Raw genomic sequence first — 21,388 nt, 5'->3', positions numbered from 1 at the left:
GCCGAGAAGCGCCTTGGTCTGGGCAACGGACTGCGGTCGACGATAATTGTCCCCGGTGCCGTCACTCGACACGCGACCGACGAAGCTCGTCGCAGCGTCGGCACCTGTGGCGTAGGTCGAGCGGTACAAACGCGTCGTGATATCACCAGCGCCATCGCGCTGAGGCGATGAACATGTATGGCGAGAGCAGAACGTTTGGGGCGGGACGAAGAGGTTGCGGAGGGCTGACAAGGTCGAGACGAAGCGTTGCAGGCCTCCCTGCGATCGGACCTCTGCATCATCCGCTCCCGTTTTCGCGGCGCTGGGAATTCTCCGCTCTGTTGTTCAACCCCTTGTGCGACCGGTGCTCGACGTCCGGCATCATCTGTCGCTTTGCCGCTCCATACGAGCGAAGCTAGTCGGTGATCATGCGCTTCGGCGCGAGCCCCTGCTTCTTCCACAGCCGCGTCAGCAAGCGCTTGGCGGCCTTGGTGTTGCGGCGGTTTTGCACGATTTCGTCCAGCACATATCCATCCTGGTCGACGGCGCGCCACAACCAAAGCTTTTTGCCGGGCGATGGTGACGACCACTTCGTTCAGGTACCAGACATCATTCCGGCACGGCGGCTTGCGGCGCAAGCAGTGAGCGCAGTCCAGCCCGAACTTAGATGCCCCACCGGCGACTTGTCTCATACGAAACCACGATGCCGCGTTCCAGCAGCATGTCCTCAACCAGGCGCAGGCTCAGCGGAAACCGGAAATAAAGCCAGAGCGCGTGGGCGATAATAGGCGGCGGAAATCGGGGGGCGTGTAGCTGACGGCGGGCGTATTCATGCCCCCCGGCGTCCATGTCGCAAATCTTGACGATTGCTTTGTGTGTCAAGCCCGCCGCAGGTCTCAACGCGTTCATATGCAGACATTGTGAAAATCGCCCTATTCCGCCTTTTTTTACCGCCCCTTAAGTCCCCCGCTCGCATGCTTGTCGATGCATTGAACTCATAGCCATCGGCCAAGGATTTTGGAAAATATGTTTCCGCTCGCAGCAGAAAACGTGAGAGTCGCTGTAGGCCTAACGTCAAGGGGAGAGAGCGGTTTGATTGGACGAAATGGGTACCGGAGTACCGAGTCATGAAGCCACGAGGTAATCTGGTCCGACTGAAGCAATTTCAGGTGAATGAGAAGCGACGACAGTTGCACCAGCTAGACATCATGATTGCCGATTTCGAACGCATGGCGCGAGAACTGGAGTTCCAGATAAACGCCGAGGAAACGAAGGGCGGCATCTCCGATGTCAATCATTTCGCTTATCCGACGTTCGCCAAGGCCGCTCGCCTACGTCGTGACAACGTCAAGAATTCGCAATCGGACCTTCTGCGGCAGAGAACCGCAGCCGAGCCATGCCTCGCCGAGGCTGAAGCAGAGCTCTCCAAGGCGCAATTGCTAGAATCGCGCAGCGGCAGAGGCCACGACCTCGAACCCGGCAACCGAAGCGCCATGATCGGCTGAGCCGGACGGCTTCAGCGCGCCTCAATTCGCGACACCGACTGGCCGTTGGCGCGCGAGAGGCGTGCGGGCACTGTAAAGATATCAGCGTCTTGATGCAGCGATAGCTGGTCGGGACGGCTGTCATGCTGCGGCGACATACGCGATTTTGTCCAGATTTGCATAGCGGCGTTACGCAGGTATGGGGGAAATTGGAATTGGTTGGCAATCGGATCATCGGTGGAGACGAACCGCTGCCGGCGGACCGGCGCCTGGCGGCAACGCCTGGCGCTTTCGGCGGCGGCGGTAACGGCAAAGCAGGCTGGCCGCGTCGAGGATGAAGCGGCCCCTGCGTGATGCCGTTCTGCTCACGGCCGGGAGACGGGGTCGGCCCCGCCGGCCGGATGCTGCTCGCTTGGCGCGGCACCGTAAAGTCAACCGACAGCTTATGAAGATGTGCTTACATTGGGCCATGTCAGAAGTTGCTCGTGGTCCGCTCTATGGTCGCCACCGCTTTCCCCCGAGATCATTGCGCACGCGGTATGGCTCTACTTTCGCTTTCCGCTCAGCCTGCGCATGGTTGAGGACATGCTGGCGGCCCGCGGCATCATCGTCACGCATCAGACCGTTCGAAGCTGCGCGGAGAAATTCGGACGGCATTTCGCCCAGGAGATCAATATCAGCCGGCTGCCTGGGCGACAAATGGCATCTCGACGAATGTGTCGTGGCTATCAGTGGCAAGAAGCAGTGGCTCTGGCGTGCCGTCGATCAGGACGGCTTCGTCCTCGAAGTGCTGGTACAAAGCCGCCGAAATGCCAAGGCGGCAAAGCGTCTGATGCGCAAGTTGCTGAAAGCTCAAGGGCGGACACCACGGATCATGATCACCGACAAGCTCCGATCCTATGATGCCGCCATGCGCGACCTCTTGCCCGGCGTCGAACACCGGTCGCACACAGGCCTGAATAATCGAGCGGAAAATTCGCACCAGCCGACTCGACGACGCGAAAGGATCATGAAACGCTTCAAGTCGGCACGCCAGCTTCAGCGGTTCGTTTCCATCCATGATCCGATTGCCGACCTGCTCACTTTCCCTGCAATGCGCTGTCATCGGCTCAACATCGAGACCTGCGTAACGCCCCCATGCAAATCTGGAACAAAATCGCGTGTGTCGCCACAGCGTGACAGCCGTCCCGGCCAGCTATCGCGTGCATCAAGCCGCTGAAACTTACAGTGCCGGGCGCGCTGTTACCTGAATTTCCTTACCCGCTCAATCAATGTGACAGCACCGATTCTTCTCAACCGCGGCATGCCCTTAGATCGCCACCTGCGTGCCGATCTCGACCACACGTCCGGTCGGGATCTGGAAATACTCCGTCGCATCGGCCGCCGAGCGGGCGAGCCCGATGAACAGCTTGTCCTGCCACACCGGCATGCCGGAATTGGGCGATGCTTTGAGCGAGCGCCGCGACAAGAAGAACGACGTCGTCATGATGTCGAACTTCCAGCCCTGCTTGCGGCAGATCGCCAGCGCGCGCGGAATGTTGGGCTGCTCCATATAGCCGAAGGTCAGCGTCACCCGCATGAACAACTCGTTGACTGTCTCCATCTTGACCCGCTCGCTGTCGGGCACCAGCGGCTGCGGTGCGGTGACCACCGACAGAATGACGTTCTGCTCGTGCAGCACCTTGTAGTGCTTCAGGCTGTGCATCAGCGCTGTCGGCGCGCTTTGCGGATCGCTGGTCAGGAACACGGCGGTGCCGGACACCAGCTGCGGCTTCTTCTTCAGCAGATTGCCGGCGAGGAAATCAAGCGGGATTTCGTTGCGCCGGGTCTTATCGAACAGATAGCGGCTGCCGCGCACCCAGGTCCACATCGCCAGAACGATGGTGAAGGCCACCGCAAGCGACGCCCAGCCGCCCTCGAACACCTTGACGATGTTGGAGGCAAAGAAGCCGATGTCGATGAACGCGAACACCGCCGTCATCGCCACCGCCACCCACAGGCGCCATTTCCAAATGCGCGTCATGACGACGAACAGCAGCACCGTCGTCACCAGCATGTTGCCGGTCACCGAGATGCCATAGGCGGAGGCCAGCTTGCTCGATTCGCCGAAACCGACGACCAGCAACATCACTGCCAACGCCAGCATAACGTTGACGCGCGGCATGTAGATCTGGCCCGACTGCCGTTCCGACGTGTGCAGGATTTCGAGGCGCGGCAGCATATTGAGCTGCACCGCCTGCCGGGTCAGCGAGAAGGCGCCGGAGATGACCGCCTGGCTGGCGATAACCGTCGCCGCGGTTGCAAATACCACCATCGGGATCAGCGTCCAGCCTTCGTTCATCTCGAAGAATGGATGGCCGACGACGCCGTTCTTGGCCAGCACGAAGGCGCCTTGCCCGGCATAATTGAGCAGCAGGCAGGGAAACACGATCGCCAGCCAGGCCAGCACGATCGGCTTGCAGCCGAAATGGCCGAGATCGGCATAGAGTGCTTCGGCGCCGGTGACGGCGAGGAAGATGGCGCCGATGGTCACGAAAGCGACGTCGGGCGAATTGATCAGGAAGGCGACGATGTAGTGCGGGCTCACCGCCCACAGGATTTCGGGATCGGCGATGATGTGGTTGAGACCGGAAAGGCCAATTGCCAGGAACCATACGGCGGTCACCGGGCCGAACACCAATCCCACCCCGCCGGTGCCAAAGCGCTGCACCGCGAACACCATGGCCAGGATGACCAGTGTCAGCGGCACCACATAGGGCTGGAAGGTCGGCGTGACGACGTTCATACCCTCGACCGCCGACAGCACCGAAATCGCGGGCGTGATGACCGCGTCGCCGAAAAACAGCGAGGCGCCGACGATGCCGATGCCCAGGATCACCGCCGACCGCTTGGGGAAACTGCCGCGCGCTAGCGCCATCAGCGACAGCACGCCGCCCTCGCCTCGGTTGTCGGCTCTGAGTACGAACATGATGTATTTGATGGTGACGATAATCGTCAACGACCAGATGATCAGCGACAGCACGCCCAGAATATCGCCGCGCTCGGCGATTTCGCCGCCGGAGGACGCAACAAGCGCTTCCCGGAAGGCGTAGATCGGGCTGGTGCCGATGTCGCCATAGACCACACCGAGCGCGCCTAGCATCAGCACCTTGGTGCTGTGCTGTTCGATTTCGGGATGGCTCGATTGTTCGACGGGTTCTGCCTCGCTACCAGCATTGGTAAGGGCCATGGACGACACTCCGATAAGGGGCGGCCCTCTACCTTTGCTGCACTGCAATATCAAGTGCCGCGACGTAATGGCTCCGTATGCGGACCGCATTTGTCGCCGCACCGGCGGATTGTCTCATACGAAACCACGATCCCGCTCCCAGGCCATTTCCTCGACGAGACACAGGCTCAAGGGGACCTGAAGGAGGGCCAGACCGGATGGGCGATGATCTGCGGCAGGAAACGATGGCGCTGCTTGTAGCTGACGGCATATCTTTCTCCTTTGTGTGTCTGCCAGACGAGCGGGCGGGCACGGAAGTGGTCGCGCTCTACTGCCAGACATACTCGTCCAACCTGATGAAAACCTGACTTGTACACCCAGCCCAAACAGGTGCGAGGGGTCGGTCTATTACCAAAGGCTCTGAGGGCTGATTCTCTAGGGTTCCCGCCCAGAATGATCCGTGACCCTTGTTGTGTACCGCCGCGGGTTGATCGGAGGCTCCAACTCCTGAGAAGGTGAAACCATGACAAGCAAGGCGACCAACAAGTTCTCTCCCGAGGTCCGGACCCCCCGCGGTGCGGCTGGTTCTGGATCACGAACGCGAGCATACGTCGCGGTGGGCGGCGGTTTCATCGATCGCCGCCAAGATCGGCTGCAAGAAAGCCGAGCGTGACGGCGGCGTGCGCGCCGGAGTTCCCACGGATGCTGCGACGAAACTGAAGGCTCTGGAACGCGAGAGCCGCGAGCTTCGCAGGCCAACGAGAGCAAGGCTTCCGCGTATTTTGCCCAGGCGAAGCTCGACCGCCGGTTCAGGCCACGATCGCGTTCATCGACGATCACCGCAAGGCGCATGGGGTTGAGCCGATCTGCAAGGTGCTGCCGATCGCCCCGTCGACCTACCACGACCATGTCGCCAAGCGCGTCGACCCCTGCCGGCTGTCGGCTCGGGCAAGATGGGATACAGCCTCGAAGGATGAGGTCCGACGGTTTGAGGCGAACTTCCGTGTCTACGGCGTTCGCAAGGTCTGGCGGCGGTTGCGTCGCGAGGGCTTCGAGGTCGCCCGCTGCACGGTTGCCCGCTTGATGAAGGCCATGGGCCTCGAAGGCATCGTCCGCGGCAAGCCGATCCGCACTACGGTGAGCGACAAGGCCGCACCTTGCCCTCTCGACCACGTCAACCGCCAGTTCCATGCTCCGGCGCCGAACATGCTGCGGGTCTCCGACTTCACCTGCGTCGCGACCTGGACGGGCTTCGTCTATGTCGCGTTTGTCGACACCTATGCCCGTCGGATCGTCGGCTGGCGGGTGAGCCGGACGGCGCATGCAGCCTTCGTTCTCGATGCCCTGGAACAGGCTCTCCATGATCGGCGGCCCGCGCGGGGAGGCGGGCTCATCCATCACAGCGATAGAGGCAGCCAAGGCGGATTCAACCGGATCGTCGCAACACCGGCATCATACTGTCCCCCAAGGAGCTGGTCGAGGAGTTCGGCAGGTGTTTTCCAGCCGAGCGTTTTGCGCGGTCTTGTGTTGATAGCATGGGCAACTGCGTCCAGTTCCCGGGCTGTGTGCCGACTGAGATCCGTGCCCTTTGGAAAGTACTGTCTCAGCAAGCCGTTGGTGTTTTCGTTGGAGTCTCGCTGCCACGGGCTTGGGGATCGCAGAAGTAAATCTCGAGCCCGGTGTCGATGCGCAGGTCGGCTGCTGCGCCATTTCCGCTCCATGGTCCCAAGTCAGCGACTGACGCAGTTGCTCGGGAAGTTTGCCCATGGATCGGGCTATGGCTCTGCCGACTGCTTCAGCGCCGTGGCCGGCAAGTGGTGGACCGTTCTTGATGCGCAGGCTCTGCTGATAGCCATGCATGCGCGGCAGGTGAAGCACGCATTGTGAAGCGTGAACTTCGTTCCACGAGCGTACCGATCGCCTAGCTTCCGAGGCCAAGGATGAGGTCGCCTTCCCAATGTCCGGGGACAGCCCGATCGGCAATTTCGCCCGGACGGTCGCTTATTATAAGGGCGTCTCCAATGAAGGACTTGTTGCGAACTCGGGCCCGTTCGCGCGGTACGCGCAACGCTCGGCGTGAACGCAGACATGCGGTCAGTCCTCGGCGCAATGCTCCGCGTCCTTGAATGTACAAGGACTGATAGATCGTCTCGTGGCTGATCCGCATGGTTTGATCCTCTGGGTAATCGATCTGAAGCCGATTTAGCGATCTGCTCGGGGCTCCAGGTTGCCGACCACCTCCGGCTCTGTCGTTTTTCCATACCCACCTTGGGGCCCTCGAATGAGGCGCCATTGGGATTGGTGACTTTGCCGGCCAAGCGCTCCTCAACATATTCACGCAGAGCCGGATTGACCGCCAGCTTGCCAGGAGGCCGCCGGGACTCACGATCGGCGTGCCATTGGGCGGCACTGGCCGGTAATCCAGATTGCCGCTGCGCGTCGCGGCATTGCGCCTGACCTCCCGCGAGATTGTGCTCGGCGGCCGACCTAGCTTACGAGCAATGGCCCTGATGCCGATTCCCTTGATTGCTATGACGATGCCCGCTCCCGGATCCATGTCGAATTTCTTCAGCATCGCTTTCTCCTTTTCGCACTCCCTGGTCACGGCCCCGATCAACGATCGCTTCCAGCGCAAACGCCGGCGCCAGACGCAAGCTCAGGCGTAGCCTGCCCTACGGGTGCGCCAGCCGTCGTCCGCGCTTCGTCGCGCTCACCTGACCCTCGCCAACCGCATCGAATCTTTGCCCTCATCTTGTCTTTCGCTTGTTCACGATTTTTATGTCCTGGCTGGGTCCAATTACGGCTGCAGCCTCGCACGCGCTTCGGCTTTTCAGTTGTTCGGTCGATATTCCAGAGTCTGCCTGCCGGGCGGAGGCGAAAGCCGCTGCTGTTTGCCCGGTAGCGCCGGTCGGGGGCCGCTTGCGTCCCAGCGCCAGGTCTCGAGCTCGCAGCTTGAAATCAGATTGTCGAATTCCGCCCGTATCGCCTCCTTGGCATCGTGCGGTACGACAAAAAGCGCGGTTCCCTGCTGGTCAACGTCGGTCAGAAGACCGAACGCCATCGGTACCGCCGGCAGCACGTTGTAGCGCAACGTTTTCACAAACCGCCGATGCTCCCCGGTCAGGACCTCGATCAATTCCTTTTCGTCGTTGTGCTGAAACGGAATCCAGTTCTCCGTCACGTTCATAAAGCCGATTTCGTCGATCGCCAGAATGCCGGACGGCATCTGCATGACCGTTGCGATGGTGATCAGGTGCGAATTTTCGTGCAGTCGCCACAGGTCGAATTCTGCTGCAAAGCGCTTCGGCACTGCCCTGAACATTTTCTCATCCATGAAGAGCGGCGCGTCGGGCATATGCTTGACCGACAGCTTGCCGCCAAACCGGGCAGGATCGAGCGATTTCACAATGCCGATCACGATCTTCTTGTGCTTGGCCTTGGCTGCCGCCGCGAAAGCCCGCTCCCGATCCGCTGCCAGGCGATCCTTGTGCTCAGGGGAGTACATTGCCGGCATAAACAGCAGCTCGCGCAACTGGAACTTCTGGCTCGACTTCGCATCGGCCGCGCCCCAAAGAAATTTCCGGACCAACCCCCAATTTCTTTTTCCCACAAAGCCGGGTGCCATTAATGTCAGCTCCGCCTCTTCCCAGAGATAGTCGAGCAAGCCTCGCAGCGTGAGCTTCTTCGGATCGGCCTTCACAGTATGGTTGGAAGCCCCCTCGCCGGATGATCCCTGTCGCGCCTTGCCTTGTGTCAGTGCGAAGGCCAGCTTCAGCCGCGCCGCCTCCGATGCAGGATCCTCGATGATTGCTTGACCCAGGATCTCCGCCTTTCCCGACAGTGCAAGGGGCAGTTCATAGCGATCACAGTCGACCGCATGGTCCTTGCCGGTGTTCGGCATGCGCTTGATGATCAATTCCTCGCCGACGGCGGCGATGTACATCGGCACCCCGGGATGCCGACACAAACACAAGACGCGAGCCTGCTGATCCCGCGCCTGACGCAAGAGCGTCTGAATTTCCGGGTGCTGGGGGCCAACCGTGCGACCCAGAACAGCAAAGTCACTCATAAGGTGCCATCCGACTTAAGATTGTTCGCCTTATGATTAAATCATTGAACCGATGTTTCGTTCAACCCATTGGGTTCAACGATGCTTCCCATGGATTGACAGTGGTTAACCCAGCAGACTCGAATGGGCTGATGTTTCAGGTAGGCGACCATAGAGCCGCAAGCAGCGGCTGTGGCGGCGATGTAGCCGTCCGCGGCGTGATCCGCCTGGGATGGTGAAGCATGATGACAATCCGTCGACTTAGACTGTCTCATCGATGGCGTGCATGAAGAGCACGCGGTCATGTCCTCGTGCCGGATGATGCGACGAAGCTACGCCACTATGGTGACCTCTCAAGACCGGAACCGCGCGCTTGTGACGTTCTGTAATGTGGCGCACAAATTTTTGCCGTTTTATATGTTCTTTGGAATCGCATTCGTCGCTAACGCGTTGAAATAAGATCAAACAGGTAAAATCGTTCGATGGTTTCCTCCCATTTCCACCGGACGGTTTTCCTCCCTGAAGGCTTTAACCTTCTTTGGCCGGGCCGTATCCGAGCCCGGCCATTCTTTCTTCCGGGCTTCCTTGTTCAGCGCTGGCGGAAACGCGTTTTTCCTGGTGTCAATCATTCGCGACCAAGGCGGTTCGCACTCGCCGCCTTAGCGCTTTTCGAAGGGCTACGCAGGCGAGGTGTCGGTAGGATTGATGCTGCTGGCGGGCGCCAAAGGCTACGCGTGACAGCAAGGATCGCTGGGTGATCGGATCGGTTCGCGCTGACGCAGGGACTTGCAGGGCGCATCATGTGAGGCTATATTGTGCCTCACATGAATGGAGAGTGGAATGCTGGCGTTCGGAAATGTAGCCGACGTGTTGGGGCTGCCTGCTAAGGAGGTGGCGGCGCGGTCGCCATTCGGACTGATCTCCCGGATCGAGAATGGACTTCCCATTGGGGTGGTCGAGCGCGTTGCCCATCTCGTTGCCCCGGGAGATGCTCAGTTCAAATACCGGCTGATCCCCAAAGCAACCTACGAGCGGCGCAAGACGGCGCATCGCCTGTCGTCGGATGAGGGCACACGATTGGCCCGTGTGGCGCGGGTCTGGGGGCTTGCTGTCGATGTCTGGCAGAACGAAGAGGAAGCACGCGATTTCTTGTTTCGGCCGCATCCGATGATTGAGGACAAGCGGCCGATCGACATCGTTATCCTCAGCGAGTTCGGCGCCGAAATGGTGGTCGATATCCTCGGAGGTCTGAAGTATGGCAGTGCTGCGTGACGGCGCAGACTCTCGATCGCACCCTATTGTCCTTTCGTGTCGGCGATCCGGCCGGCACCTACCCGATCTTCGACGCGACAGGCTCGACAGTCGCACCAGGGCGATGGAACACGCCCGGAAGCCCTATCATCTACACGAGCGAGCACTATTCGACGGCCCTCCTGGAAAAGCTGGTGCATGGCAGCGGCCGACTGCCGCCCAACCAGCACTACATCGAAATCACAATCCCGCGCGGGCTGAGCTATGAGGTCTTTTCCCAGCCGTCACTGCCCGGCTGGGACACGATGCCGGCGACGGTGAGCAAGGGATTTGGCGAAACCTGGTGTTTAGAACGGCGCAGCGTCATCCTGCTGGTGCCGAGCGTCGTGGCGCGTCTCGATAGCAATGTGCTGATCAATCCAGCGCATCCGGAGTTTTCAAGTATCCAGACGAGTCTCCACCAGCCTGTCTACTGGGACCGGCGGCTGTTTGGCGCGTAACGGGAGGGGCTTTCTGTCCCTACTATTCCAGAGCTACCGCATATGGCTCAAAGCGTTGAGATATCCTCGTTTCATACGTAGGACTGATCGCGCTTGAGCATTCCTCAGCGGCTTTTCTTGCCCATCCCGCAGGGTTCCCACACCGGCCAATGGAGATGGGCTAATCCGTTCACTTCCGTCAGTGCAGGCCAAACTCGCGCAGCAACTCTTCACGGTAGCGCACGAACCGGCTTTCACTGCGGTCGCGCGGGCGGGGCAGGTCGACATCGATCAACCGTGCAGCGCCGCCTTTCTCCCTGGGCAGGATCAGCACCCGGTCGGCGAGATAGATCGCCTCTTCCAGATCATGAGTGACCATCACCATGGTGACGTTCTCCTCGCTCCAGATGCGCGCCAGTTCCTCTTGCATGCCGATCTTGGTCATGGCGTCGAGCGCGCCCAGCGGTTCGTCGAGCAGTAGGATCTCCGGCTGCACGGTCAGCGCCCGGGCGATGCCGACGCGCTGGGCCATGCCGCCGGAAAGCTGCCGGGGAAAGGCGTCGGCGAATTCGGCGAGACCGACGAGCGCGATGTAGAAGCGGGCCTTCTCCTCGGCGTCCGCCTTCGCGACGCCCCGCACTTCGAGGCCGAAGGCGACATTGCCGAGCACGGTCAGCCAGGGCAGCAGGCGCGGTTCCTGGAAGATCACCGCGCGCTCGGCGCCGACGCCGTGAACCGGCTTGCCGTCGATGGCGACGCCGCCGCTGTCGGCGGCCTCCAGCCCGGCGAGGATGCGCAGCAGCGTGGTTTTGCCCGAGCCGCTGGCGCCGACGATGATCAGGCATTCACCGGAACGGACGTCGAGGTTGAGCGTCCTCAACACGGCAAGCTGACGCCCGCCGAGCGTGAAGGATTTGGAGAGGTCGCGGATCGAGACCTCTCCGCCACGGTTGGTGCCGTTCATTTTAGCTTCCAGTCCATTTCAGCTCTCAGTTCGTCTTGGTTTCGCCTGGCCGATACAGAATGTCGGCCGCCTTCAGCTTGCCCTTGGCCAGGCGTCCGTCACGCTCCAGCACGGCGACCCAGAAGTCGATGTCGCGGTCGGTCGCTTGCGCGCCTTCACGCAGGCCAAAGCCGGTCCAGTAGCGTGCGAGATCGCCATTTTCGCCGCGCTTGCTGAGGATGTCGGCCAGCACCTTGCGGGCTTCGTCCGGATTCTGCCGCGACCAGTCGGAGGCGCGTGCGGACTGCTCGACGAAGTTGCGCGCCGCGTCCGGGTTGGCGGCAATGAAGTCGCGCCGCAGGACGACAAAGCCGCCGGCGAGTTCGCCCAGCACGTCGGTGTCGTTGAACACGCCGCGCACGCCGCCATTGGCGACCAGCGCGCCGGCAAAGGTCGCCTGCCAGTAGCCGAGGCCGGCGATATCGACCTGGCGCGAGCGCAAGGTCTGTTCGAGCTGCGGCCCGGGCACGACCACAAGGTTGGCGGCATCCGGCGGCAGGCCGACGCTGTGCAGGGCCTCGCGCACCGTATAGTCGAGATGGGCGCCGAGCGTGTTGACCGAGATGGTCTTGCCGGCGATGTCGGCGATCGATTTGATCGGGCTGTCTTCGAGCACGTAGAAGACGCTTTTGACTTGCCTGTTGATGCCGTTGCTCGGATAGGCGGCGACGAAGTCGTTGCCGCCGGAGATCGAGTTGATCACCGCGGCGGTGGCGGCCGAACCGAGGTCGACGCTGCCCGAGGCAAGCGCAAACAGCGATTCCGGGCCGCCGGCGGCATAGCCGACATTCTCCAGTTCGATGCCGAGGTCCTTGTAGTAGCCGAGCTCGGCGGCCAGTTCGTGCGGGGAAATGCTGCCGCGGCTGGCGAGGTAGCGGAACTTGACGGGTGCGGCTTGCGCAAAGGCGAAGCGGGGCAGGCCGGCGGCGATGATGCCGGCGGCAAGCGGTGCACCGGCAAGCAGGGAACGACGCGTGATTTTCATGGTCCGATCTTTCCTAAGTCGAGAGGAGGGGCAGGCCTGGATTGAGAGGGTTGGTCAGTTGACGGGATTGCTCCAGCGGCACAGTCGCCGCTGCAGGACAACCAGCGCCTGGTTGGCGATCAGGCCGAGGCCGGCGAGGATGATGATCGCCGCGAACATCAGCGGGATCTGGAAATTGTATTGGGCGTTCATCACCTGGAAGCCGATGCCCTTGTTGGCGCCGATCATCTCGGACGCGATCAGCAGCAGCAGTGCCGTGGTGGCGCTGAGCCGCAAGCCGACGAAGATCGAGGGCACGGCGCCGGGCAGCACGACGCGGCGGAACACGGTGAGGCGCGTCGCGCCATAGACGCGCGCCATTTCGAGCAGCTTCGGATCGACTTCCTTGACGCCGCTGGTGGTGTTGAGCAGCAGCGGAAACAAGGTCGCCCAGAAGATGACGAAGATCTTGGAGGTTTCGCCAAGCCCCAGCAGCAGGATGAACACCGGGTAGAGCGCCAGCGCCGAAGTCTGCCGGAACAGTTGCAGGATCGGGTCGAGCGCGGTTTCGACGGCGCGCACCTGACCCATGAACAGGCCAAGCGGAATGGCGACCGCGACGGCGGCGGCGAAGGCGATGCCGGCACGCTGCAGGCTGATGGCGATGTCGCCAAGCAGGCTGCCGCCGGCAAGCCCCTTCCAGAGTGCAGCTATGATCATGTCGATCGGCGGCAGCACTGCGGCATTGACCCACCCGACGCTGCTCGCAACCTGCCAGAGCGCCAGGAACCCCAGAAGAACGCCGTAGCGCGATAGGAAACGGACGGCCGCCCGGCCGCCGGGTCGCAGGAAGTCGGTGTCTAGGCCGGTTGCGCTGCGGCGTGCGCCGATCGTGATTGGCCGCTCGATGTGCTGCAAAGTCATCGTCTTGCCCTTTCCCTGAAAGATGGTTGGCGCGTCGGAGGACTATTCGGCGGCCAGTACGGTCGAGCGGGCTGTTGTCCACGGGTTTTCCGGCCGCCTGAGGCCAAGGTTCTCGCGCAGCGTCCTGCCTTCGTAAGCGGTGCGGAACAGGCCGCGGCGCTGCAGTTCCGGGATGACAAGGTCGACGAAGTCGTCGAGCGCGCCGGGCAGCCAGGGCGGCAGGATGTTGAAGCCGTCGGCCGCCTCGCTGGTGAACCATTCCTCCAGCAGGTCGGCCACCTCAGTGGCGCTGCCGACGATGGTGTAGTGGCCGCGCGCCGTCGCCACCCACTGGTAGAGCTGGCGGATGGTGAAGTTGTGCTCGTCGGCGATCTGGCGGATCAGCGCCTGGCGGCTCTTCATGCCTTCGGTTTCCTTGCTCGGCGGTAGCGGACCGTCGAGCGGATAGCCCCTGATGTCGAGCGTCTGGCCGGCCAGCCCGTTGAGCAAAGCGACGCCATCCTCCGGCAGGATCAGGTCGTTGAGCTGCTGATACTTGGCGCGGGCTTCTTCCGTGGTGCGGCCAACGAAGGGCGCCACGCCGGGCATGATCAGCACCTGGTCGGGATCGCGGCCGACGGCAGCCACGCGGGCCTTGATGTCGCGATAGAATTCCTGCGCGGTTTCGAGCTTCTGATGAGCGGTGAAGATCACCTCGGCCGACTGCGCGGCAAGCCCGCGTCCATCCTCGGACTGCCCGGCCTGCACCAGCACCGGATGTCCCTGTACCGGGCGCGGCACGTTGAGCGGGCCCTTGACGGAGAAGTGCTCGCCCTTGTGGTCGATGTCGTGCAGCTTGTCCTTGTCGTAGAAGCGGCCCGACTGCTTGTCGCGGATGAAGGCGTCATCCTCCCAGCTGTCCCACAGCGCCTTCACCGTCTCGACATGCTCATGCGCCCGCGCATAACGCTCGGCATGGTTGGGCTGGACATCGCGGTTGAAGTTCTGGGCGGTCTCGTCGCCGGCCGAGGTCACCACATTCCAGCCGGCGCGGCCGTTCGACAGGAGGTCGAGCGACGCGAACTTGCGCGCCAGCGTGTAGGGCTCCTCATAGGTGGTGGAGGCCGTGGCGATGAAGCCGAGATGCGTGGTCAGCGGCGCCAAAGCTGCAAACAGCGTCACCGGCTCGAAGCAGGCGATCTTGGCGTTGCCGCCTTCGCGGGCGCCGAGGCCGACCGTCAGATTGTCGGCGAGGAAATAGGCGTCGAACAGGCCGCGCTCGGCGGTCAGAGCCAGCTGCTTGTGGAACTCGAAATTCGTTGCGCCGTCAGCCGGCGCGTCGGGATGGCGCCATGCGGCGATATGCTGTCCGCCACCAGGCAGGAAGGCGCCAAGCTTGATCTGTCTGGACATTATCAAATTCCCTCTTGTCGCATCAGTTGAAGAGACGTCCCCTCGTGTTCAGGCCGCCTTGATCCTCGCCGGCTTGGCTGCCTTGGTGCGGGAGACGCTGCGTCGTCCGTCGACCGCGACCGGCACGTCACCGTCGACAGTGGCGCGGTGGACGACCCGGCGCTGATCGCCGTAGTCGTTGATGGCGTAGTGCTGCGTGGCGCGGTTGTCCCAGATCGCCACATCACCCTGCTGCCAACGCCAGCGAACGGTGTTCTCCGGTGCGGTAATGTAGGATTGGAACAACTCGTAGACTCGGTGGAAGTCGCTTCTGGATAGGCCGACGAACCGCTGCACGAAATTGCCGAGTAGGAGGGTGCGCTCACCGGTCTCCGGATGAACCCGCACAACCGGGTGTTCGGTCTCGTAGATCGTAGAAGTAAACACCTCGTCGAAGTGTTTTGTTTCCGCCTCTGTCGCCCGCGGTCGCACCGCCGCGTAGTCGTAGGCGTTGCTGTGGACCGCCCAAAGATCGTCGGCGAGGCGCTTGATCGTTGGCGGCAAAGTCTCATAGGCGGCGGCGGTATTCGACCAGATCGTGTCGCCACCGGCCGAAGGAATGACCACGCCGCGCAGGACCGAGAATTTTGGATAGGCGTCGACGAACGTAACGTCGGTGTGCCACTGATCGGCGCGCCCGCCGCCGCGACTTGAATCGAGTTCGAGGACTGAGGCCGTGCCGACGATTGCCCCTTGGGTCGGATGCGCAACCAAATCGCCGAGCCGCTGGGCGAAACGCTCCTGCTCGGCATCGTCAAGGTGCCCCTGGTCGCGGAAGAACACGACCTTGTGGCGCAGGAGAAGCTGGTTGATCGCCACCACGACAGCATGGGGTAGATCACCGGATAGACGAACGTTGCTGATCTCTGCGCCGACGCGTGCTGTGAGGGGAGCAACATCGGCTTCCGGAATGGTTGCATCAATGAAAGCAGGCTTGGTCATGGTAGTCTCCAGGCGGATCGAGTTTGTGGCGGCGGCTGACGATTTCTCGAAGATCCAGACAGGGCTGGAGGAGGCGCTTCAGCCGAGATTTGCGTTAGAAACCCGGTTCGAAGCGCGCCACCGGCCCCGGGCGATAGCAATGTCCGCCTGAGGCGCGTCGGAATCCGAAACCAACTGGTCTCGAGTTCGCGAGGCCAGATAGGGCGCGAATTGCCCGATCGCACGGTCGAGCCGATCCGCCAGTGTCGGGGATACGGAGGTTTGGTCGACGAAGTCGCGCTCTGAAGCATAGATCCCTGTCGCCAGCGTTCGTGCCTCGAAGAAGCCGAAGAGGGGCCGTAGCTGATGCTCGACAATCAACGCGTGTCGGTCTCCGCCGCCGGTCGCGGCCAGAAGTACCGGTTTGCCTATGAAGGCGGTGGGCTCCAGCAGATCGATGAAATGCTTGAAGAGGCCAGCGTAACTACCTTTGTAGACCGGCCTTGCGACGATCAGTGCTTCGGCTTGCAGGAGATGGTCAACAAGTCGCCTTGCCTTCGTGTCCAGATCGGAGAGGCGGTGCGCGGCGCCGAGCGAAGGCAGGAACTGCCCAATATCCATGACCTCGAAGCTTCTCTCATATTGGTGCGCCGTTCGCCTCGCTATCTCTTCGACCAAAGCGCGCGTCCGGGAAGGAGAACTGAAACTGCCGTAAAATCCGACGATTGCGGGTCTGGTCATTTGGTCCTGTCCCTCTCCTTGAAACTGCGGGCCGCAGCCGCGACGAGGGGACAGAATAGTTATGTATATAAAATCTATAGAGAAAGAGAATTGCGTATTTGTGGCGGCTTGTAAAATTCCCTTCCTCCGCTTTTGGCGTTTGTGAGTTCTCGTTGAGCGACTGTGCAGCGAGGCGGGTTAGCGCCTTCACCGAGTGGTCGACAGTATCCTTTGACGGAAGACTTCGGCGCTGGTCTTCTGAAGCCAAGGCTTGGGTGTCGAGTAGAGATAGGCGCGCACCTGGTGCCGGTTCTAGATGCTCGAAGGCACCCTTCGCCAGAACAAGTGGTGCCCAATTTGTGATCAAAGTTGATGGCCAAGCTGGCCGCCGAGGGGCTCAGGTGTCTGCGCCGAGTGTTTCGCGCAGCAGAAGATCCAAGGGTAGGGTCTCGGGCGTCGGATCGTCCTCCCACAGCTTCGCGAAATCCCGGTCGTCGGGCGGTCTATGAATGAGGACCCGGCGCTCAGGGTTGGCTTCGCGAACGCGTTCGGCCGCGCTGAGGCCGGGCTTGTCCGGATCGGCGAAGACGACGATCCGCTGTACGCATTCGGGCAGCTGAAGAAATGGCAACCGTGGTGCTCCCAGTGAGCACCAGACGGGCAAGCCGTATCGCAGCATTACGGCATGGCCGGTCTCATAGCCTTCGGCAATACCAAGGACGTCGGCCGCTGGGGCGAGCCGCAAGGCAAAGCCCCGGCTCGGGCCGATGATGCGGCGTGGCTCGTCCAGCGCCGCCTTTTCTGGTCGTGTCGGGTGCAAGAGGGTGAGCTGCACCGAACAGATCGAACGGTCTGGGGCCTGCAGAGCAGCCACCAGCGCGGGAAAGCGGTTCTTTCCCAACCGATAACCCGGCAGAAAGCGCAAAGTTGGCAACGTCGCCGGCAGACGGCGAGAGGCAAGATAAGCTTCGCCGTGCGTGCCGCCGAGCGCAATCGCTCTCGACCAGAGCGCGAGCGCGTCCGCTGCCGTGGTTTTGGGCGCCGCCGGACGAACACGACGCAGAGGCTCGGCCGCGCGCTTCGACAAATCCAGGTCCGCAATGGCGGTCTCGATGTCGACGGGATCGCAGCCTGCAAAGCAGTACAGCATAAGACGATAATCCCCGTCACGAACAGAGAGGGAGGGATGGCGGTCGCCTTTGCCTTGCCCGTGACTTGGTACTGGGCAACGGCACAAGTAGCTGCCGCGCGCCGGGAATCCTCCTAAGGCGCGATATACCTGCGCAGCGCTTGGCCACGACACCTTTGTCATGGACCTGATAATGCCGCCAGGCCGCTATCGGATCAATAGAATAATGTAATAGCGCGTTGAACATTTCCGGCGAAATAACCGGGGCGTTTCAAGGGCCAGGCCTTAGCCGTCGTGCCGGCAGGATCGCCTCGGCCAGGTAGCCCCAAGCCTGCATCGCTGAGAGCGCCATTCGCAAACACTCGAGATTAGCGATCAGGAGCCGTTGCATGAGGTAATGACGAGAACCATTTGCACGCGAACCGCAGCATGGTGGTGTCTGGGCAGCAACGCCTTATGACTGCGCGCGGACGCGCAACCCGACCTTCAGACGATCGGCACAATGGCGGCGTTCCTGGGCGTCTCGGTCTGGGCCTTGGGGGATTCGGGACGCTGCCTTGCGCAAGCCTATCATTTGGGGCTACCGTATCAGGAGATCACAGACCTGACGGAAGAGCAGGATCCTCTGTGCGTGATTGAGCAGATCCTGGCAAGGAGAGCCTGTTAGAGTTTGAAGCGGCCAAGGCGCTGATCGTTGACGCGGTACTGCCAGGCCAGTTTCGGATCCTGGGGGTTGACGCCGGACGTTGACCAGGCGGAGCGCTCGAACTTTGCAGCGTCATGCAAAGGAAGATCGTCATCACAGCGCGACAGTTGTAACGACGAGCGAAGACGATGACGTCCGATACTGTGGGTTAGAAATTTGATGACGCAGACTGCGGCGAGGGACAGGATCAAGAAAGCAGTGGAAAAGCTGAGCATGCAAAGGCCGGCTTCCTGATCGGGCAGGGCGAAGAAAGCGAGCACGCCGCCGGCGAAAATTGCGAACGCGAACCTCATGAACATGACGGCGAGTCTCCTATTTCGATGTCGATCATTATAATATCACAGATCGATCGTCATTATAATGATCAATGAAGATAGGATGGCCCCTCATGGATCAAGCGTTTTTCGACGGCTGGGGCAAGGTGCCGTTTTTGGCGGTATCGGCTTCAGAGTATTACCCGGCGCCGTTTCCATCTCGAACAGGCATAGAGATTGGCCCCGGGGGGCAAGACTTGCGGCCCGTCTAAAGTGTAATCGCCAGAACCACCGGCGTCGAGGTCTCGCTTGTGGTCGACCTCAACCAGGTCATTCGAAGAGGTATCGGGCAACGATTGCAGGGCCTGCCTGCCGCAAGGGCAGAGATCAGGGTTGTCCCTCCGGATGAGGTGGCACACGACATTCATTAGTAAGGGACCACGAGATCCAAACCGGATTCATTTAATTATTCATTTTCAACAGGGCATGCCAGATCGTCAAATGCTATCGCGCATCTGGAACGATTTAGCGGGTCAAAAGCTGTACGCCGTCACTTTGCGGGAGTATGGGGAGGATGCCGCGACACTTTAATAGGGCAATGAGTGATCGCTTCGGCTACAAGCCCTGAGCACTAGACATTCTGCAAAAAATGGCCGTCATATTCCGACCGATAAGCAGGGGGGCAGCTGTGCCGATATTTAAAAACAAGACAGAAGACAGCGATGGTTGGCTTTCGATCCTGCTCGCGCTGCGACTTCGCCAAATCGAGAACGAGTACCCGGACTATGCGAGTTTTGCCGACGCTACGGGGCTATCGCGCGGCACGCTCTACCAGTTGCGGACGGGGAAGGGGAACCCGACATTCGTCACCCTGGAGCGGCTGGCAAGGCACCTGAAGGTTCCGGTGTGGGCGCTCATTGGTCGGACTGGTGACGACGACAGCGTCAAGCGGGACATCGAGACGTTCGGCTTCAACTTCACCGAGATTGCGCGGCATATCGAGGCCACGCGTGCTGTGAAGCGCTCGATGACGGAGTTCAGTGGTGTACCTTCTTTGAAAGAGGCAGCCAGCCCCGCTGGGGCAACCTCCGAGAAGAAGCGGCTGCCTCCGGCCAAAAAGGGACGCAGGGCAAACCAGTAGAGACAAGAAAAGTAGAAGCTGCTAAACTACCAGCGTAGATTCATTTGCTACGATTTGCAGAAAATCTATTGTATATTTCTTTGACTCGCATCAGAAAATCCGCCAGCGTCGATGCAAAGGCATCATTTTGCTGAAGGGTTCACGATGCAAGCGAATATCTGGCAAGTCGCAGGAGACAATGCGCTCTATAAGGAAGCGGCGGCGTTTGTTGATTGCCACCCGAAACCATGGGTGGAAGAGGTTTCGGAATTTCTGCGGAAGAAAGGCAAGCCCGAGGCGATCACCTTGGTGATCGGACAGTTCATCGTGGCGGCTCTGTTCGAAGGACAATACGCGGATCTGCTGTACTGGTCGCTGGTTGCGGCCGAAGTGAACTGCGTTGTGATGGAGCAATGGCCTGATGATGTGCGCCAGGAGTTGGCAAGCCATCTGAAACGGGGATTTGTAAAGCTCTCGTCGCGCAATCTCTCCCATTGAAGGCGGCGGGCCGACGGGGGCATGGCCCTCAATGGGGAGACGGCGTCACACCTGACCAGGGGCAACGTTGATGTCGCTGCCGGCGGGACCGGGAGCGGATGAAGCGAGTTTTGTGTCACCACCGTTGGGCGTCGGAAAGTCGCCTGGTCCCATTTGGCAGACCGCTTGCGCGCCGCATCCCTGAGGAATGGATTGGCCGGCCGAATTGAGGGCGGCATAGCGGCGGTTTACGTCGTTCGTCCAGTTACGGCGCTGGCTTTCAGTGCTGCCGTTGTAACGATCGGCGAGGCAGCGAATACTTGACGTGCCGCCGCACGATTTGACGGCATCGCGAAGCGTCAGTACGCCGCCTTCAATGTTTTCGGACAAGATGCCCCGATCCATTCCGTAGGCCCGGCCGGTCGCCCCCGTAAGCTGCATCGGTCCAAGAACGCCACTGAAGGAGCCGGCACATGCTGACATCGCGCCTTCGTGAGCGGACACGGCAAGAGCGAGCTTGGGATCAACGCCATACTTGTTGGCGGCGTCGACAATCATATTGGCGATGTTCGGGCTGCGCTCCATCATCTCTTGCGTGGGCGGATAGCTCGGCAGACCCGCTCCGTTCGTACAAAGGGAACGCAAGGTTGTGTTGTCATTGAGGTCGCAAGAATTTGCATCATGGTCAAAGGAATTCGCTTGCGAAACAGGCGCTTGTCCAACGACCAGGAGCGCGGAAAGGAGTATTGGGTAGGGACGCAGCATCTTACTTCCCCGGGCAGAAATTATAGATGGTGCCATTGATGGAGAGCGCGTCGCTGGATGGGCGCGTAATCTTCATCGGCGTGCTGACCGGGGAGCTGCTGCCACGCTCGGTACATGAGGCTTGGAACGCATCGTCTGCATGACGGGTGCCTGCTATCTTGCAGGTGCTTGCGCCGACGGTGATTGCGTCGCCGTCGAACTCGGCAAGTTCGAGAGCGCCGACGCCTTGGTCGAGATCGGCACATGTGTGCGTGGACGCTACATATGATCCCTGCGGAGCCTTGAGCGGATCAAGTGCTTGCGCGATTGCCGGCGAGATCAAGACGGCTAGAGTCGCGAAGATTGTCCGGCTGGCCATGGCAGATCTCCGGAACATCATCCCGCCGTGGCCGCCGGCAGGAGCCGCGGTCAAGGCCGCGCATCGCGCGCCGTCAGGGAAGCATTGATCCGTTGGCGATGGCTGGTGGCTGGCTGGTGTCCTGAATAACGTCAGGTTCTCCGTGCCGATCATGATTGCGCTCCTTG

At 61.0% G+C, this 21,388-nt stretch carries 18 protein-coding genes, 5 pseudogenes and 1 other annotated feature; of the genes and pseudogenes, 9 read left to right on the top strand and 14 right to left on the bottom strand.

Annotated features, from left to right (window positions below):
* Window positions 1-149 precede the first annotated feature (149 nt).
* Window positions 150-828: pseudogene (locus NLY42_RS01210) on the bottom strand (IS6 family transposase); the annotation flags it as partial.
* Between the two features lie 278 nt (window positions 829-1,106).
* On the opposite strand from NLY42_RS01210, the gene NLY42_RS01205 reads away from it, so the two are divergent.
* The 3 genes and pseudogenes from NLY42_RS01205 (at window position 1,107) to NLY42_RS01195 (ending at window position 2,642) form a co-directional block, all read left to right on the top strand.
* Window positions 1,107-1,484, top strand: coding sequence for a hypothetical protein (locus NLY42_RS01205; protein WP_023690673.1), 378 nt, complete (start codon window positions 1,107-1,109; stop codon window positions 1,482-1,484).
* Between the two features lie 234 nt (window positions 1,485-1,718).
* Window positions 1,719-1,882, top strand: a pseudogene (locus NLY42_RS01200) (DUF1403 family protein); the annotation flags it as partial.
* 50 nt (window positions 1,883-1,932) lie between these two features.
* Window positions 1,933-2,642 (top strand): annotated as a pseudogene (locus NLY42_RS01195) (IS6 family transposase).
* A 130-nt stretch (window positions 2,643-2,772) separates the two neighbouring features.
* On the opposite strand, the gene NLY42_RS01190 reads toward NLY42_RS01195, so the two are convergent.
* Window positions 2,773-4,692, bottom strand: coding sequence for a potassium transporter Kup (locus tag NLY42_RS01190; protein WP_286489014.1), 1,920 nt, complete (start codon window positions 4,690-4,692; stop codon window positions 2,773-2,775).
* A gap of 197 nt (window positions 4,693-4,889) precedes the next feature.
* On the opposite strand from NLY42_RS01190, the gene NLY42_RS01185 reads away from it, so the two are divergent.
* Complete coding sequence (locus NLY42_RS01185; RefSeq protein ID WP_023703136.1) at window positions 4,890-5,039, top strand: hypothetical protein; 150 nt, start codon at window positions 4,890-4,892, stop codon at window positions 5,037-5,039.
* A gap of 155 nt (window positions 5,040-5,194) precedes the next feature.
* Window positions 5,195-6,090 (top strand): annotated as a pseudogene (locus tag NLY42_RS01180) (IS3 family transposase); the annotation flags it as partial.
* Window positions 5,446-5,562, top strand: a sequence feature (AL1L pseudoknot). It overlaps the preceding pseudogene by 117 nt.
* Here NLY42_RS01180 and NLY42_RS01175 read toward each other — a convergent pair.
* Both NLY42_RS01175 and NLY42_RS01165 read right to left on the bottom strand, forming a co-directional pair.
* Window positions 6,069-7,422: pseudogene (locus NLY42_RS01175) on the bottom strand (IS30 family transposase). The pseudogenes NLY42_RS01180 and NLY42_RS01175 overlap by 22 nt on opposite strands.
* 79 nt (window positions 7,423-7,501) lie before the next feature.
* Window positions 7,502-8,740: a DUF1173 family protein gene (locus tag NLY42_RS01165; RefSeq protein ID WP_084779928.1), complete on the bottom strand. Its 1,239-nt coding sequence runs from the start codon at window positions 8,738-8,740 to the stop codon at window positions 7,502-7,504.
* Window positions 8,741-9,559: 819 nt separating this feature from the next.
* Here NLY42_RS01165 and NLY42_RS01160 point away from each other — a divergent pair.
* Both NLY42_RS01160 and NLY42_RS01155 read left to right on the top strand, forming a co-directional pair.
* Complete coding sequence (locus NLY42_RS01160; protein WP_023755433.1) at window positions 9,560-9,991, top strand: Xre family toxin-antitoxin system antitoxin; 432 nt, start codon at window positions 9,560-9,562, stop codon at window positions 9,989-9,991.
* Window positions 9,988-10,470 (top strand): RES family NAD+ phosphorylase, encoded by a 483-nt coding sequence (locus NLY42_RS01155; protein WP_023755434.1) that lies wholly within the window; start codon window positions 9,988-9,990, stop codon window positions 10,468-10,470. The genes NLY42_RS01160 and NLY42_RS01155 overlap by 4 nt, the downstream gene beginning before the upstream one ends.
* A gap of 178 nt (window positions 10,471-10,648) precedes the next feature.
* Here the strand turns inward: NLY42_RS01155 and NLY42_RS01150 are convergent, their stop codons facing one another.
* From NLY42_RS01150 to NLY42_RS01115, 8 genes are all read right to left on the bottom strand, one after another.
* Window positions 10,649-11,413: an ABC transporter ATP-binding protein gene (locus NLY42_RS01150; protein ID WP_023755435.1), complete on the bottom strand. Its 765-nt coding sequence runs from the start codon at window positions 11,411-11,413 to the stop codon at window positions 10,649-10,651.
* 25 nt (window positions 11,414-11,438) lie between these two features.
* Window positions 11,439-12,437 (bottom strand): ABC transporter substrate-binding protein, encoded by a 999-nt coding sequence (locus tag NLY42_RS01145; RefSeq protein ID WP_023755436.1) that lies wholly within the window; start codon window positions 12,435-12,437, stop codon window positions 11,439-11,441.
* Between the two features lie 54 nt (window positions 12,438-12,491).
* A complete protein-coding gene (locus tag NLY42_RS01140; RefSeq protein ID WP_023755437.1) occupies window positions 12,492-13,340 on the bottom strand; it encodes an ABC transporter permease in 849 nt (282 codons plus the stop codon).
* Between the two features lie 42 nt (window positions 13,341-13,382).
* Entirely contained in the window at window positions 13,383-14,732 is a 1,350-nt protein-coding gene (locus NLY42_RS01135) for an LLM class flavin-dependent oxidoreductase (protein ID WP_023756611.1), read from the bottom strand.
* A gap of 48 nt (window positions 14,733-14,780) precedes the next feature.
* Entirely contained in the window at window positions 14,781-15,713 is a 933-nt protein-coding gene (locus NLY42_RS01130; protein ID WP_023755773.1) for a TauD/TfdA dioxygenase family protein, read from the bottom strand.
* 78 nt (window positions 15,714-15,791) lie between these two features.
* Window positions 15,792-16,433: an FMN reductase gene (gene msuE / locus NLY42_RS01125; protein ID WP_023755772.1), complete on the bottom strand. Its 642-nt coding sequence runs from the start codon at window positions 16,431-16,433 to the stop codon at window positions 15,792-15,794.
* Window positions 16,434-16,809: 376 nt separating this feature from the next.
* Window positions 16,810-17,562 carry a DUF7146 domain-containing protein gene (locus NLY42_RS01120; RefSeq protein WP_031193865.1) on the bottom strand — a complete coding sequence of 251 codons (753 nt, stop codon included), beginning with the start codon at window positions 17,560-17,562 and terminating at the stop codon, window positions 16,810-16,812.
* Window positions 17,563-18,204: 642 nt separating this feature from the next.
* Entirely contained in the window at window positions 18,205-18,546 is a 342-nt protein-coding gene (locus NLY42_RS01115) for a hypothetical protein (RefSeq protein WP_023755769.1), read from the bottom strand.
* A 643-nt stretch (window positions 18,547-19,189) separates the two neighbouring features.
* Between NLY42_RS01115 and NLY42_RS01110 the strand changes: the two genes are divergently transcribed.
* Together NLY42_RS01110 and NLY42_RS01105 are read left to right on the top strand one after the other, a co-directional pair.
* Window positions 19,190-19,642: a helix-turn-helix domain-containing protein gene (locus tag NLY42_RS01110; RefSeq protein ID WP_023755767.1), complete on the top strand. Its 453-nt coding sequence runs from the start codon at window positions 19,190-19,192 to the stop codon at window positions 19,640-19,642.
* 144 nt (window positions 19,643-19,786) lie between these two features.
* A complete protein-coding gene (locus NLY42_RS01105) occupies window positions 19,787-20,119 on the top strand; it encodes a hypothetical protein (protein WP_023755766.1) in 333 nt (110 codons plus the stop codon).
* 45 nt (window positions 20,120-20,164) lie between these two features.
* Here NLY42_RS01105 and NLY42_RS01100 read toward each other — a convergent pair whose 3' ends face one another.
* A complete protein-coding gene (locus tag NLY42_RS01100; protein WP_198022223.1) occupies window positions 20,165-20,863 on the bottom strand; it encodes a transglycosylase SLT domain-containing protein in 699 nt (232 codons plus the stop codon).
* Window position 20,864: 1 nt separating this feature from the next.
* Window positions 20,865-21,374, bottom strand: a complete 510-nt coding sequence (locus NLY42_RS01095; protein WP_023755764.1) for a hypothetical protein — start codon at window positions 21,372-21,374, stop codon at window positions 20,865-20,867.
* Window positions 21,375-21,388 lie beyond the last annotated feature (14 nt).

Source organism: Mesorhizobium sp. C372A, from assembly GCF_030323245.1.
Classification (GTDB): domain Bacteria; phylum Pseudomonadota; class Alphaproteobacteria; order Rhizobiales; family Rhizobiaceae; genus Mesorhizobium.
This window is presented reverse-complemented; position numbering and strand designations above follow the sequence as displayed.

Coding starts and splice junctions, on each gene's coding strand:
- NLY42_RS01130 (WP_023755773.1), bottom strand. CDS start 15,713: ATGACCAAGCCTGCTTTCATTGATGCAACCATTCCGGAAGCCGATGTT.
- NLY42_RS01150 (WP_023755435.1), bottom strand. CDS start 11,413: ATGAACGGCACCAACCGTGGCGGAGAGGTCTCGATCCGCGACCTCTCC.
- NLY42_RS01145 (WP_023755436.1), bottom strand. CDS start 12,437: ATGAAAATCACGCGTCGTTCCCTGCTTGCCGGTGCACCGCTTGCCGCC.
- NLY42_RS01135 (WP_023756611.1), bottom strand. CDS start 14,732: ATGTCCAGACAGATCAAGCTTGGCGCCTTCCTGCCTGGTGGCGGACAG.
- NLY42_RS01190 (WP_286489014.1), bottom strand. CDS start 4,692: ATGGCCCTTACCAATGCTGGTAGCGAGGCAGAACCCGTCGAACAATCG.
- NLY42_RS01165 (WP_084779928.1), bottom strand. CDS start 8,740: ATGAGTGACTTTGCTGTTCTGGGTCGCACGGTTGGCCCCCAGCACCCG.
- msuE (WP_023755772.1), bottom strand. CDS start 16,433: ATGACCAGACCCGCAATCGTCGGATTTTACGGCAGTTTCAGTTCTCCT.
- NLY42_RS01100 (WP_198022223.1), bottom strand. CDS start 20,863: ATGCTGCGTCCCTACCCAATACTCCTTTCCGCGCTCCTGGTCGTTGGA.
- NLY42_RS01120 (WP_031193865.1), bottom strand. CDS start 17,562: ATGCTGTACTGCTTTGCAGGCTGCGATCCCGTCGACATCGAGACCGCC.
- NLY42_RS01105 (WP_023755766.1), top strand. CDS start 19,787: ATGCAAGCGAATATCTGGCAAGTCGCAGGAGACAATGCGCTCTATAAG.
- NLY42_RS01185 (WP_023703136.1), top strand. CDS start 4,890: ATGGGCGATGATCTGCGGCAGGAAACGATGGCGCTGCTTGTAGCTGAC.
- NLY42_RS01160 (WP_023755433.1), top strand. CDS start 9,560: ATGCTGGCGTTCGGAAATGTAGCCGACGTGTTGGGGCTGCCTGCTAAG.
- NLY42_RS01115 (WP_023755769.1), bottom strand. CDS start 18,546: ATGTTCATGAGGTTCGCGTTCGCAATTTTCGCCGGCGGCGTGCTCGCT.
- NLY42_RS01140 (WP_023755437.1), bottom strand. CDS start 13,340: ATGACTTTGCAGCACATCGAGCGGCCAATCACGATCGGCGCACGCCGC.
- NLY42_RS01205 (WP_023690673.1), top strand. CDS start 1,107: ATGAAGCCACGAGGTAATCTGGTCCGACTGAAGCAATTTCAGGTGAAT.
- NLY42_RS01095 (WP_023755764.1), bottom strand. CDS start 21,374: ATGATCGGCACGGAGAACCTGACGTTATTCAGGACACCAGCCAGCCAC.